Source organism: Rhizobium sp. GR12 (genome assembly GCF_036596185.1).
GTDB lineage: Bacteria > Pseudomonadota > Alphaproteobacteria > Rhizobiales > Rhizobiaceae > Agrobacterium > Agrobacterium nepotum.
Genome location: NZ_JASXTH010000028.1, coordinates 1 through 13033, shown reverse-complemented (window position 1 = coordinate 13033; position 13033 = coordinate 1). Strand labels below are relative to the sequence as shown.

Here is a 13033-nt window from a genome sequence, read left to right as displayed (position 1 = left end):
ACCACCGCCCGAAACAACAAAAGACCTCCGCCAGATGCAGTTCAACTGGGAGCGGATTTAAACCGGACAGTAGTGGGCTTGTCCCAAAGATCTAATCACGTTGAATTAAATCAATCGGTTGCAGATCCTCGGGACAAGCCCGAGGATGACGTCAGAGTGTTCTGCAAGGTTCGTATTCATCTGGTGACGCCGCGCGGTGTCGGCGGAATTCCAGCTAAAGGCCTGGAATGACGGAAGAAAATACGCCTGCAAAAGATCCCTGTGTCCTATACGATGCTCTTGGCTCAGCCGGGACGATGAAATAGACTGCTCCCATGCCGTTTCGCCGCCGTGAACCTGTTGGTTTTTTAGAAAAGATTCGTGACCTCTTCTGGCCGCGCGCGGGTTTTACCCGTTCGCTGCGCTATATGAAGCTGCGTCTCCTGCGATTGTCCGCCTCTCCGCATTCGATTGCCGCCGGCGTTGCGCTTGGTATCGGCGTGGCGTGGACGCCGTTTCTCGGTGTTCACATCATCATCGCCTTGGCGCTCGGTTTCCTCATGCGCGTCAACCTCGTGGCGGCAGCGCTCGGCACCACCTTTGCCAATCCCCTGACATTTCCGTTCATATGGGCCTCCACCTGGGAGCTGGGACATTTTCTCCTCGGCCGGCAGAAGGAGGCAGGCGCGGCGCATGTGGACTTCGTCGCGCTGTTCAGCCATCTCGAATTCCGGCAGATATGGACGCCGGTGCTGGAACCCATGATCATCGGTGCTCTTCTTCCCGCCGCCGTCAGCGCGGTGATCGCCTATTTTGCCGTCTATAACCTCATCAGCGGTTTCCAGCGCCGCAAGATGGAAGGTCTCGCGCAACGCGCCGCCAATAAAAACGCGTCTCTGGAGATGTTGAAATGATCATTGGATTGGGCAGCGACCTGATCGATATCCGCCGCGTTGAACATTCGCTCACCCGTTTTGGCGAACGTTTCACGCACCGCTGTTTTACCGATATCGAGCGCGCCAAATCCGATGGCCGCAAGAACCGGGCGGCATCCTACGCCAAGCGTTTCGCCGCCAAGGAAGCCTGCTCCAAGGCGCTTGGAACCGGTCTTGCGAACGGTGTTTTCTGGAAGGACATGGGGGTCGTCAATCTGCCGGGCGGCAAGCCGACCATGATGCTCACCAACGGTGCTGCGGAAAGGCTGGCCGCCATGCTGCCCGCCGGTCATCGCGCCAATATTCACCTGACGATCACGGACGATTTCCCCTACGCTCAGGCGTTTGTGATTATCGAGGCGCTCGCCGTGAGCGACTGATGCCCGTGCCCGCCGTATTGGCGGCCTATTTGCAGGCGTATGACAGAAGCGCTTCCCTTCGGGCTGGAAAGGTTCTAGAGAAGTCGCAGAAATATGAAAGCGTTGCCGGCTGCGTGAAAAACGCGTCATCCTCCGCAAACGCGCCCAGACAACGGCCCGGATGCCTTCGTAAAATCGGAGGAACCGGTAAACAATCAGGCAGGTCTTTAAGTGTCCGAAAAAGCTGAGAAGAAGCAGAACGCCCTTTGGGAAAACGTCAAGGTCATCATTCAGGCGCTCCTGCTGGCGATGGTCATCCGCACTGTTCTGTTTCAGCCCTTCACGATCCCATCAGGCTCGATGATGCCGACATTGCTGGTGGGTGACTATCTGTTCGTCAACAAGTTCTCCTACGGATATTCGAAATATTCGCTGCCCTTTTCGCCGAACCTGTTTTCCGGTCGTATCTTCGAATTCAGCAAGCCCAAGCGCGGCGATGTGGTTGTGTTCCGCCTGCCGCCCAATCCTGAAGTCGATTATATCAAGCGTCTCGTCGGCTTGCCCGGTGATCGCATCCAGGTGACGAACGGCGTGCTGTTCATCAACGGCCAGCCGGTGCCGAAGCAGCCCGACGGCACCTTCACCTCCGATTACCGTGCCGATCCGGGCGCCAATGTGCCGGTTTTCCGCGAAACGCTGGATAATGGCGTCACCTTCGACACGCTCGACCAGTCGCCCGATTCGCGCGGCGACAACACGCGCGAATTCGTGGTGCCGGAAGGCCATTATTTCATGATGGGCGATAACCGCGACAATTCGCTCGACAGCCGTTTCGACGTCGGCTTCGTGCCGGAAGAAAACCTGATCGGCCGCGCCAGCGTCATCTTCTTCTCGCTGGGCAACGACACGGCGTTCAGCCGCATTTGGGAATGGCCGTCCAACATGCGTTGGGACCGCCTCTTCAAGGTTGTGGGATGAGCAAGACCAAGCCGCTTTCGATTGCGGAAATTTCCCGTCTCGAAGCGTTGATCGGATATGAATTCAAGGAAAAGGCCCGGCTCGACCGGGCCTTGACCCATGCCAGCGCCCGCTCTGCCGCGGCCGGCAATTACGAGCGGCTGGAGTTTCTGGGCGACCGTGTTCTCGGCCTTTGCGTTGCCGAAATGCTGTTTTCCACCTTCCGCAACGCCAGCGAAGGCGAACTTTCCGTTCGCCTGAACCAGCTCGTCAGCGCTGAGTCCTGCGCTGCGATCGGCGACGAGATGGGCCTGCATAATTTCATCCGCACCGGATCGGATGTGAAGAAGCTGACCGGCAAGGCGATGCTGAACGTGCGCGCCGATGTGGTCGAAAGCCTGATCGCCACCATCTATCTGGATGGCGGGCTGGAAGCGTCCCGCAAGTTCGTTCTGAAATACTGGCAAGGCCGCGCGACGAGCGTGGATGCCGGGCGGCGTGACGCCAAGACCGAATTGCAGGAATGGGCGCATGCCAGATTTGCGACCACGCCCTCTTATCGGGTTGACGATCGCTCCGGACCGGATCACGATCCCAGCTTCACCGTGACGGTGGAAATTCCCGGCGTGAAGCCGGAAACCGGTGTCGAGCGCTCCAAGCGCGCGGCCGAGCAGGTGGCGGCAACCAGATTGCTGGAACGCGAAGGCGTCTGGCAGAAGAGCACCACCCAGAACTGAGCGGCCCCCGACGATGGGGCGCTAAAATCGAGCGCATGACGAGCCCTGTGGCCGCATGTTGAATACCTCTGACCTTGATGGATATCATGACCGATCACGAAAATCCCGCCGTTGCCGGCGAAGACATCGCCCTTCCGACCCGTTCCGGTTTCGTCGCCCTCATCGGCCCGACCAATGCCGGCAAGTCGACGCTGGTGAACAGGCTGGTGGGCGCAAAAGTCTCGATCGTCAGCCACAAGGTGCAGACGACGCGCGCGGTGATGCGCGGCATCGCCATTCACAAAAATGCGCAGATCGTTTTCATGGATACGCCCGGCATCTTCAAGCCGCGCCGCAGGCTCGACCGCGCCATGGTCACCTCGGCCTGGGGTGGGGCAAAGGATGCCGATCTCATCCTGCTTCTGATCGACAGCGAACGCGGCCTGAAGGGTGATGCGGAAGCGATCCTAGAGGGGTTGAAGGATGTTCCGCAGAAGAAAATCCTCTGCCTCAACAAGATCGACCAGGTGAAGCGCGAAGACCTTCTGAAGCTTGCCGCCGCCGCCAACGAGAACGTGACCTTCGACCGCACCTTCATGATTTCGGCCACCAACGGTTCGGGCTGTGAAGACCTGATGGATTATCTGGTCGACACCCTGCCGGAAGGCCCGTGGTATTATCCGGAAGACCAGATTTCCGATCTGCCGATGCGCCAGCTCGCCGCCGAAATCACCCGCGAGAAACTGTTTCTGCGGCTGCATCAGGAACTTCCCTACGCCTCGCATGTCGAGACGGAGAAGTGGGAAGAACGCAAGGACGGCTCCGTGCGCATCGAGCAGGTAATCTATGTCGAGCGCGACAGCCAGAAGAAGATCGCTCTGGGCAAGAACGGTGATGCGATCAAGGCGATCTCCACCGCCTCGCGCAAGGAGCTGTCTGCAATCCTCGAGCAGCCGGTCCACCTCTTCCTGTTCGTCAAGGTGCGCGAGAACTGGGGCGACGATCCCGAGCGCTTCCGCGAAATGGGCCTGGAATTTCCGCGAAACTGAATATCTTCAACGTTTTATCGGGAACCGAACACGTTCGGGCGGGTTGTTCAATGAATTGAGCGCAACCTTTTTTCGATAACGGATATTCATGTCGTCAAAAAAACAGAATGGAATTTCCACCACGCCGTGCCAGCAATGTCCCTTGCGGGACTTGCCGCATTTCAGGGATTTCTCCTCTTCCGAACTCGATTTCGTCTCCCGTTTCAAGACGGGGGAACTTGCGGTCGAAAGCGGCTCCCTGATCCTGATGGAAGGCTCGCACAGCGCCCATCTTTATACGGTGCTGCACGGCTGGGCTTTCCGTTACAAGACGCTGGAGGACGGCAGGCGGCAGATCCTCAACTATGTCATGCCGGGCGATCTCGTCGGCCTGCAGGGCACGGTGATGGGGGAGATGCAGCATTCGGTGGAGGCGTTGTCGCCGGTCACCCTGTGCGTCTTCGAGCGGTCGCGCCTCAACAACCTCTTCACCGATCATCCGACCCTTGCCTATGACCTGACGTGGATCGCGGCGAGCGAGGAGCGGATGCTCGACAACCATCTCCTCAGCATCGGCCGGCGCACCGCGCTGGAACGCGCCGCCTACCTCATCGCGTTTCTCTACAGCAGGGCGAAGGCGGCCCGTCTCATGCAGGGCGAAACACCGATCCCGGTGACCCAGCAGCACGTTGCCGATACGCTCGGCCTTTCCATCGTCCACACCAACAAAACCCTGAGAAAGCTCGTCGATCGCGGTCTGATCCGCTGGACCGACAAGGGCTGTCTGGTGCTGGACGCTGCGGGGCTGGCCCATGTGGCCGGCTGGCAAAGCGACGAACAGCGACAAAGACCCTTCATCTGATCTCCAATCCATATGTCTTTTTTAAATGACGGTCGGGCGATAATTTGCGATTGCTGCCCCATGGCGCTCGAAAATCATTTTGGAGGCAGCGACATGCAATTCGCTGGTTTCGCTCACATTGAAAGAAGAACACATATGGTGCCGCAACGGGTGATCATCGTTGAGGATGAATATCTGGTGGCGCTCGATGTCGAATCGGTCCTCCACTCGATGGGGGTCGAAACCGTCGTCATCGCCACGACGCTCGCGCAGGCGAGGCAGGCTGTCGATGAGGATGGCGCCGATTGCGTGCTTCTCGATGTCAGCCTGTCCGATGGCACGAGCTATGATTTCGCGCGCCTCCTTGGTGAGGCGGGCGTTCCCTTCGGTTTCGTCAGCGGTTACGGCGACACGACGGGTTTTCCCGATGATCTTTCGGCCGCCCCCTTGCTCGGCAAACCCTTCGGGGAAAATGAAATCGTCGATTTCGTCCTCAGGCTCGTCGGCGTGGGCGATGGCGCGGTAAAAGAATAACGTTTCGCCGCCAGATCGGGTATGATCGGGCCTGAATCGGAATTCGGACACGTTTCATGCAGTGGCAGGACGAGGCAATCATTCTTGGCGTAAAACGCCACGGCGAGACAAGCGTCATCGCCGAGGTGATGACCCGTTCGCGCGGTCGCCATCTGGGGATGGTGCGCTCCGGGCGCTCCCGCAGCATGCAGCCGGTGCTGCAGGCGGGCAACCGGGTGGATGTCATCTGGCGCGCGCGTCTTCACGATCATCTCGGCGAATACCGCATCGAGCCGTTGCAATTGCGGGCAGCACAGCTGATGGAAACGGCGACCGCCGTTTACGGCGTGCAGGCCATGGGCGCGCTGCTCAGGCTTCTGCCGGAGCGTGATCCGCATCCGCATCTCTATCAGGCGCTCGACGTCATTCTCGACAATCTCCACGATCCGGTCGATGCCGGAGAACTGTTCGTTCGTTTCGAGCTGGCGGTGCTGAACGATCTCGGGTTCGGTCTCGATCTTACCGAATGCGCGGCGACGGGGCTGCGCACCGATCTCGTTTATGTCTCGCCGAAAACGGGCAGGGCGGTCTGCCGCACGGCGGGCGCGCCCTATGCGGAGCGGATGCTTTCGCTTCCGGCTTTCTTAAGCGAAGGCCAGTCAAAGGCGGCCGATCGCGACAGCCTCGCGGCTGCGTTTCGCCTCACCGGCCATTTCCTCAATCGCCATGTCTATGATCCGCGCGGCCTCAATGAAAATACCGCCCGCGACGGTTTCGTGCAGGCGGCGCTGAAGGCGCTGGAGCGCAAGGCGATGCCGCCTGCGCTCGATAAGGCGGTTTGATCCCGATCAGGCCATTGCCGGGCGCGGCGCCGGGCGCTCCTGAATGGGCCAATGCACGATAGCCGCAAAAATCCCCATACCGACGCCGAGCCACCAGACGAGATCGTAGGAGCCGAGCCGGTCGTAAAGAAAACCGCCCAGCCAGACGCCGAGAAACGAGCCGATCTGGTGCGACAGGAACACGACGCCGCCGAGCATGCCGAGATGGCGGGTGCCGAACATGATCGCCACCAGCGCATTGGTCGGCGGCACGGTGGAAAGCCAGAGGATGCCCATCACCGCCGCGAAGATTATGACGGAAAGCGGCGTTTGCGGCAAAAGCAGGAATGCGGTGACGGCAATCGAGCGGGCGATATAGATATAGGCCAGCAGATAGGGCTTCGAGTAACGCTGGGCGATGACGCCTGCGGCAAGCGATCCGATGATGTTGAAGAAACCGATCAGCGCCATGGCTATCACCGCATAGCGCGGCTCGATGCCGATATCGCCGAGATAGGCCGGGAAATGCGCGGTGATGAAGGCCACCTGAAAACCGCAGACAAAAAAGCCGGTGGTCAATAGCAGATAACTTTTGTGACCGAGCGCTTCTCTCAGCGCTTCGCCCGCCGTCTGCTTGAATTGCGTTTGTGACTGGCTGCCGGAAGAGGAGTTGCCGCGCATCGGATAGGCCAGCAGCGGCACCAGTATCATCATAACGGCAAGCCAGACGAGGCTGTCCGACCAGCCATAGGTGGAAATCAGGCCCTGGCTGATTGGCGCAAACAGGAACATGCCCGCCGATCCCGCTGCCGTGCCGATGCCGAAGGCAAACGACCGCTGCTGTGGTGTGACATGGCGCGCGAAGGCCGACAGGATGACGCTGAAGGAACCGGCGGCGATGCCAAGCCCGACAAGAACGCCGCCGCCGAAATGCAGCCAGAAGGGCGAGGTGCCGAAGGACATGCAGATGAGGCCGGCCGCATAAAGAAAGCCGGACAGTACGAGCACGCGACCCGTGCCGAACTTGTCGGCGATGGCGCCGAAGAAGGGCTGGCCGAGGCCCCAGAACAGGTTCTGCAATGCCATGGCGAGACCGAAGGTAGAACGGTCCCAGCCGGTATCGGCGAGCATGGGCAGCTGGAAAAAGCCCATGGCCGACCGTGGCCCGAAGGTCATGACTGCAATCAGCGACCCGGCGGCGATGATAACCCATGGCATGGTCTGGCGTGTGGCTTGCGACATGAAAAGCTCTCCCGCTGCAGCCTACGCCCTTGGGACAATGTGCTGCAGAATTCCCCTTTGATGGGAGGAACATTATCTTTTGTCATGCCTTCCCACTAGCGACTTTTCTTGACGACCATTATTCATGCGATTGATGGGATGCCCGCATGGCAGCCGGGGCCGGAGAACGATGATGAAGCAGAATATTTACGACGACCCGCAGTTTTTCGAGCGCTACAGCGCCATGCCGCGCTCGCTGGAGGGGTTGAGGCAGGCGGGCGAATGGCACGAGCTGCGCGCCATGCTGCCTGCCTTGAGAGACAAGACCATTCTCGATCTCGGCTGTGGTTTCGGCTGGCATTGCCGTCATGCGGCGGAGCAGGGTGCGGCCCATGTCGTCGGTGTCGATCTTTCAGAGAAGATGCTGCGCCGCGCCGCCGAGATAAACGGCGGACCAGGCATCGAATATCGCCGCGCCGCGATCGAGGACATCGATTTTGCACCGGGAAGCTTCGATCTGGTGCTGAGTTCTCTCGCTTTGCATTACGTCCGCGATCTCGACGTCGCATTCGCCAAGGTTTTCAGTGTGCTGAAATCCGGGGGTGATTTCGTCTTCTCCATCGAGCATCCGGTTTTCACGGCGTTGGAGAAACAGGACTGGTTTTATGGCGAGGATGGCGAAATCCTGCACTGGCCGCTCGACAATTATCAGAACGAGGGCCTGCGCCATTCCAACTGGATGGCCGACGACGTCGTCAAATATCACCGCACGGTCTCAGGTATTCTGAACGCCCTGCTGGCCGCCGGCTTTGTCATAACGCGGCTGGCGGAGCCGAGGCCCGATCCAGCCCTGCTGGCAGAGCGGCCGGAAATGAAACACGAAGACCGCCGTCCGATTTTTCTGATCGTCGGCGCGCGTAAAGCGTGACGTTGCGCCGTGCGTTGCATTGCCGGCGTGGCACTATGATTGAGATGGGTGCGTCATTCTCGAAGCTTGCCGTTATGCGTAGTGCTCCGTGCTCTCCCTCATCAAGCCAACTGACTTGATGAGGGAGAGAGGTCGGACCGGCTTAGCGCCGCTTGATCGCCCAGCCGTCAGCGCGTTCCTCAACCACCTTTGCCACGTCGCCAATCGCAAGCCTGCCTTCGCCGCGCGGCGTGACGTTCCAGCCGAATAGCGGGCCGGGCACGCGCCGGTCGCCGGACATGCGGATGCGGCCCATGGCTTTCATCGGGGAGGGCACATCGCGGGAGCCGGTTATCTGGTCCTGCGTGGTCATGATGCAGCGGGCGCAGGGTTTGACGAGATCGAAGCGAATGCCGCCGATCTCGATGGCCGCCCAGCGATCCTCCGCCCATGGTTCGTCCGTCTCCAGCACGATATTGGGCCGGAACCGCTCCATGCCGACCGCGTCCTCGCCATTGGCGCGCATATTGTCGTTAAGGGCGGCCAGCGAGGCGGTGGTGGTGACGAGGATCTGATACCCGTCGGCGAAAGTGACGGGCGTTTCGTTGCCGGTCCATTCGAGGCTCGCAATCCGCTTTGAGGCATCGTCGAAGAACACCAGCTTCACATCGCGCCCGAGCCATGTGGAAAGCGTGTCGTTTGTTTCGCCATCGGCAAGGTTGGCGCTGACGATCGATTTCCACACCGCCACATCCATGCGCTGCCCGGACGGTCTGGCGAAAATTTCGCCGTCCAACTCTCGCGTAAGCGCCATGCCGCCATCTTCATGCCGCGCCAGAATCGTGGCGATATCAGGCAATTCGCGCTGGGTGATGAAATGGCCGGAGGGGTCGGTGAGCATCGCGCGGCGGTCGCCGGGCAGGCCTTCCGGCGTAACATCGCTTTGCGAGAGGACAATGCCGCGTGCGCTTTTCAGCGGGTAGATGTTGAGTTCGGTCACACGCATTCCTGGTCCCCTCAGATTTCGTCGAGAAACAGGTCCAGCACCTGTTTCAGCCGCTCATGGCGGGCCTTTGCCAGTTCTCGTCCTGTTTCGGTGCGGAAACCATCCGCGAGCTTGAACAGCTTGGTTTCGAAATGGTCGATGGCAAAGGCGCGGTCGTCAAGTGGCCGGTCCTTCGCCAGCGGATCGGCCGGGTCGTAAAGCGCCGAGCCCAGTCGCCCGGCGATATAAAAGCAGCGCGCCGCCCCCACCATGCCGATGGCGTCCAGCCGGTCGGCATCCTGAAGGATTTTTGCCTCCAGCGTCTGCGGCTCGATATTGGCGGAAAAACTGTGGGTGGTGATGGCGTGCGCGGCAGCGTCGATGTCGGCTTGCCGCCAGCCAAGCCCGGCCAGAATGCCGGAGGCTTTTTCCGCCGCAAGGCGTGAGGCCTGCGTGCGAAGCGGTGAATTCTTCTCCACCGCCACGCAATCATGCAAAAGCACGCTGGCCGCCAGCACCGTGCCATCGCCGCCTTCGCCCGCATGGATGCGCATGGCGTTGCGGAAAACGCGGTGGATATGGGCGAGGTCGTGCGAGCCGTCGCCCGCATCGGCGGCGTGCGGGATCAGTTCCTGCGCAAGCGCCTCAAAGGGCGCAAAAGCCTCAGCCGCGATCATGCCTGCGGCTTCCGGGTGAGGATTTTCTGATAGAACAGGCCGATGCCGATCAGCACCGCGCCAAGCCCGATGAAGGACAGCGCCCGCAGCACGCCTTCAAGGTTGCTCATGTCGATCAGGAAGGCCTTGGCGACGGAGATAAGCACGAAGGCAGCGGATGCCAGGCGCAGGCTGCGGGCGTTGAAGCGCGAGCCGACGACGAGCAGCAGCACGCCTATCAACAGCCAGACCACCGAATAGCTGTAGGTCTCGCCCTGAAGGAAACCCTTCCAGTCGGCAATGTTTTCACCCTGCCAGAACCGGCGGACCGAAAGCGTGGCCCAGGCAAAACCGAGTGCGGCACCCGCCACCGCCAGCAGGTTGACATAGGCGGCAGGCCGTTTGCCACGCGCATAATAAGCAAGGCCGCCATAGGCGAGCGCCGGCAGCAGATAACCGATCAGCAGCAGGTTGAGGAACGGGATGCGGCCGGTATTCTCGCCGGTGAAATAGGGGTTCAGCGTGAAGAAATGCATCGTCAGCACGTTGATGACGGCGATCACGCCGGCAATCATCGAGCCGTAACGGAAGACGGGGCTGGGGCTTTTGAGGTCGAGCGTCATCAGCACGCCGGAAAAACCGATGGTCAGCAGCGTATAGATCGACTGTTCGCCAAGCGTCGGCACGCTGTTATCCAGGGTGCCGCCATTCATCGCATGGCGGATGAGGATGGCGACCGCCAGCAGTCCCATCAGGCTGGCGATGGCCTGCAGGAAGTTCTTCGCCCTAAAGCCCGGCCAGTCGCGCAGCAACCAGGCCGAGACGATGGCGAGCAGCGCCGGAATGCCGTAACCCGGCAGAAGCGCGTTGAAGACCGGCGTGGTGCCGAGATTTTGCGGCCCGACGAGGGTCGGTTCCCAGGCGATGCGGCCAAGAACGGCAACGCTTGCCACCGCCATGACCCACGGCAGCACATCCCAGTTGCGATGGCGGGTTGCCAGTACGTAACCGAAGCCGATGACGGAGAGCAGCACGGTCGTTACCAGCCCTTCCGTCAGCGTGTGCAGGCAAAGCGCAAAGGCGGCAAACGAGCCGAGCACGAGGATGTTGAGCGGCTTGCGGTAGGCCTCGTTGTTTTGCCGGTGCAGCCATTCGGCAGCCGCAATGAGTGCGAGGCCGAGGCCAAGACCATAGGCCGCGTGCAGCCAGTCACGACCGAGATTGCCATATTCGACGAAGCTCGCCGTGCCGAGCCAGACCGGGAACAGCGCTGCGATCCCCGCCCATAGCTGGGCGAAATCCGGGTCGTCCGCGCCCTTGCGTTTCAGGAAGGAAAAACTGCACAGGACGAGGATGGCGCCGAGGCAAAGCGCCATGGCGATTGCTGCGGTATAGCCCGTTCCAACAGGGGGAAGCGCGATCGGGGTATCGTTTATGACACCGATGAGATCGAGCGCCTGCTGCGACATCAGCGAGACCGCAGCCTGTGCGCCGAATGCGGCGATGATGGCGGGCCATACGGCGTAGTGGCGGGAAGCGCCAAGGGCCGCAAGCGATGCGATGAGTGCTGAAACGATCAGCGCCGGATGGGTGTCGATACTACCCTCGGTATAGAGGAAGCCGATTGCGGGCAGAATCACGGCCATCGATACGGTGAGATTGATGGCCAGCGACGGGCGCAGCAAAAGCCGCATGGCGCGAACGGCGCGCCGCTCGGAAGTGGCGGTTTCGTCGGCCTCGACGGGCGGCGTATCGAAGTGTTTTCCGGGCCATAGGAAAATGGTGCCGGCCAGCATGATGAGCAGGGCGAGCGTCGGCGGAGCCGCCAGAAGCGTTTCCGCAATGGCGATATAGCCGAGCGCCCAGAGGCCGAGACCGGCGCTGGCGAGCGAGGGAACCACGGTCCAGCGCTGTCTGCGCGCTGTCACGGCGGTCGCCAGCCAGGAGATGGTCAGGAAGATGAAAAGCGCCCAGATATTCGGGGTTTCGGAGGAAACCAGCGCGGGCGTCAGCATCGAACCCAAAAGACCGAGACCGGCAAGCGCCTGTCCGTGCAGAAGCGACAGGCCAATGGTGGCGAAGGCGACAAGCCCGAGCAGGATGAAAGCCGTGCCGCTGCCGATATAATCGTAAATGCCATAGGCCGCATAAATCACGCCGAACAGGGTCAGCGCGCCGGCCGCCGTCAGCACACCAGGTATCATGGCGTTGGAGTAAGTCGTGGCGATGCCCGGCACGGCCTTGCGGCGGATCGCTTCTCCCGCAAAACCGAGAACGAGGCCGAAAATGGCGGCGAGCGAAAGTCGCACTGCCGGGCTGAGCAGCCCCGCCTCGATCGAATATTTGACGAGGAAAATGCCGCCGAGCGCCAGCGCCAGTCCGCCCGCCCAGACGGCCCAGCGCGCGCCGAGCAGGCTTTCGAAGCTCTCCTTCGCAGCCGGCGCGGAGGTTGCCTCGCTGGAAAGCGCAAGGGCCTCTTTCTCGCTGGCAAGGTCTTCCTCCTCCTCCGTCGCGGTGGCCACTTCGGTTTCGGGTGGATATTCCGTTTCGACGAACTCGTCTTCCGGCAACGCCCGGTTTTCCTCTTCCGCCTTGAAATCCGGATTATCCACGGATGCCGTCGTCTCCGCCTGTGCGGCAAGAGCAGAGGTCACCCCTGTCGCCATCAGGCGCTTCAGGTCGTGAACCTCACGCTCCAGAGACTTGATTCGGCTTGAATTGCGGATGCTCGCGACCAGAGTGTAGATAAAGGCCGCGATGAGGGCGAGGATGAGAAACGGGATTTCCAAACAGACTCTCCAATTACCAAGCTGTTTTTAAAGCCCTTTTGGCGAATTTATGCAAGGCCCGGTTGATCGGTGCGTGGTGTTGCGGCTTCTTTCTTCTCCCCGCCGGGGAGAAGGTGGCCCGAAGGGTCGGATGAGGGGGCAGCGTTGCCGAATCTCACACCCTTGCCCCCTCAACCCGCTGCCGCGACCTTCTCCCCGGCGGGGGCTGTTGCAAAACCGTTGAACTATGATTCACTGTCTTTTGTCGATGGAGGATTGTTTGATGGTTGAGAAGAGCGCCGGTCAATTCAGTTTTGCGGATGCGCTTGTGACGGTGCGGAGTGGTC

Annotated in this window: 14 protein-coding genes; 10 read left to right on the top strand and 4 right to left on the bottom strand. The window is 60.6% G+C overall.

Annotation, left to right across the window (positions count from 1 at the left end; all coding sequences use genetic code 11):
• The 9 genes from QSK43_RS26740 to recO form a co-directional block, all read left to right on the top strand.
• A partial coding sequence (locus QSK43_RS26740; RefSeq protein WP_332305991.1) for a hypothetical protein occupies positions 1–231 on the top strand: 231 nt, incomplete at its 5' end.
• An 83-nt stretch (positions 232–314) separates the two neighbouring features.
• Positions 315–893 carry a DUF2062 domain-containing protein gene (locus QSK43_RS26735; RefSeq protein WP_332305990.1) on the top strand — a complete coding sequence of 193 codons (579 nt, stop codon included), beginning with the start codon at positions 315–317 and terminating at the stop codon, positions 891–893.
• Entirely contained in the window at positions 890–1294 is a 405-nt protein-coding gene (gene acpS / locus QSK43_RS26730; RefSeq protein WP_332305989.1) for a holo-ACP synthase, read from the top strand. The genes QSK43_RS26735 and acpS overlap by 4 nt, the downstream gene beginning before the upstream one ends.
• A 210-nt stretch (positions 1295–1504) precedes the next feature.
• The gene (lepB, locus tag QSK43_RS26725; RefSeq protein ID WP_045017028.1) at positions 1505–2251 is read left to right on the top strand and encodes a signal peptidase I; all 747 of its coding nucleotides are present in this window, start codon (positions 1505–1507) and stop codon (positions 2249–2251) included.
• A complete protein-coding gene (gene rnc, locus QSK43_RS26720) occupies positions 2248–2967 on the top strand; it encodes a ribonuclease III (protein ID WP_045017024.1) in 720 nt (239 codons plus the stop codon). Before lepB ends, rnc begins: the two co-directional genes overlap by 4 nt.
• 77 nt (positions 2968–3044) lie before the next feature.
• Positions 3045–3995, top strand: coding sequence for a GTPase Era (gene era / locus QSK43_RS26715; RefSeq protein ID WP_045017023.1), 951 nt, complete (start codon positions 3045–3047; stop codon positions 3993–3995).
• Positions 3996–4083: 88 nt separating this feature from the next.
• Entirely contained in the window at positions 4084–4836 is a 753-nt protein-coding gene (locus QSK43_RS26710; protein ID WP_045017022.1) for a Crp/Fnr family transcriptional regulator, read from the top strand.
• A 135-nt stretch (positions 4837–4971) separates the two neighbouring features.
• On the top strand, positions 4972–5349 hold the full coding sequence (locus QSK43_RS26705; RefSeq protein WP_332305988.1) for a response regulator: 378 nt from the start codon (positions 4972–4974) through the stop codon (positions 5347–5349).
• A 56-nt stretch (positions 5350–5405) separates the two neighbouring features.
• Positions 5406–6170, top strand: coding sequence for a DNA repair protein RecO (gene recO / locus QSK43_RS26700; RefSeq protein ID WP_332305987.1), 765 nt, complete (start codon positions 5406–5408; stop codon positions 6168–6170).
• 6 nt (positions 6171–6176) lie between these two features.
• Here the strand turns inward: recO and QSK43_RS26695 are convergent, their stop codons facing one another.
• Positions 6177–7391 (bottom strand): MFS transporter, encoded by a 1215-nt coding sequence (locus QSK43_RS26695; RefSeq protein WP_332305986.1) that lies wholly within the window; start codon positions 7389–7391, stop codon positions 6177–6179.
• 172 nt (positions 7392–7563) lie between these two features.
• Here QSK43_RS26695 and QSK43_RS26690 point away from each other — a divergent pair, with 172 nt between their 5' ends.
• Complete coding sequence (locus QSK43_RS26690) at positions 7564–8298, top strand: class I SAM-dependent methyltransferase (RefSeq protein WP_332305985.1); 735 nt, start codon at positions 7564–7566, stop codon at positions 8296–8298.
• Between the two features lie 142 nt (positions 8299–8440).
• Here the strand turns inward: QSK43_RS26690 and QSK43_RS26685 are convergent, their stop codons facing one another.
• From QSK43_RS26685 to QSK43_RS26675, 3 genes are read right to left on the bottom strand one after another with little or no spacing between them, the layout of a single operon-like run.
• Positions 8441–9283, bottom strand: a complete 843-nt coding sequence (locus QSK43_RS26685; RefSeq protein WP_332305984.1) for an MOSC domain-containing protein — start codon at positions 9281–9283, stop codon at positions 8441–8443.
• 11 nt (positions 9284–9294) lie between these two features.
• The gene (locus QSK43_RS26680; protein ID WP_332305983.1) at positions 9295–9939 is read right to left on the bottom strand and encodes an HD domain-containing protein; all 645 of its coding nucleotides are present in this window, start codon (positions 9937–9939) and stop codon (positions 9295–9297) included.
• On the bottom strand, positions 9936–12707 hold the full coding sequence (locus QSK43_RS26675) for a DUF2339 domain-containing protein (protein ID WP_332305982.1): 2772 nt from the start codon (positions 12705–12707) through the stop codon (positions 9936–9938). The genes QSK43_RS26680 and QSK43_RS26675 overlap by 4 nt, the downstream gene beginning before the upstream one ends.
• Positions 12708–13033 lie beyond the last annotated feature (326 nt).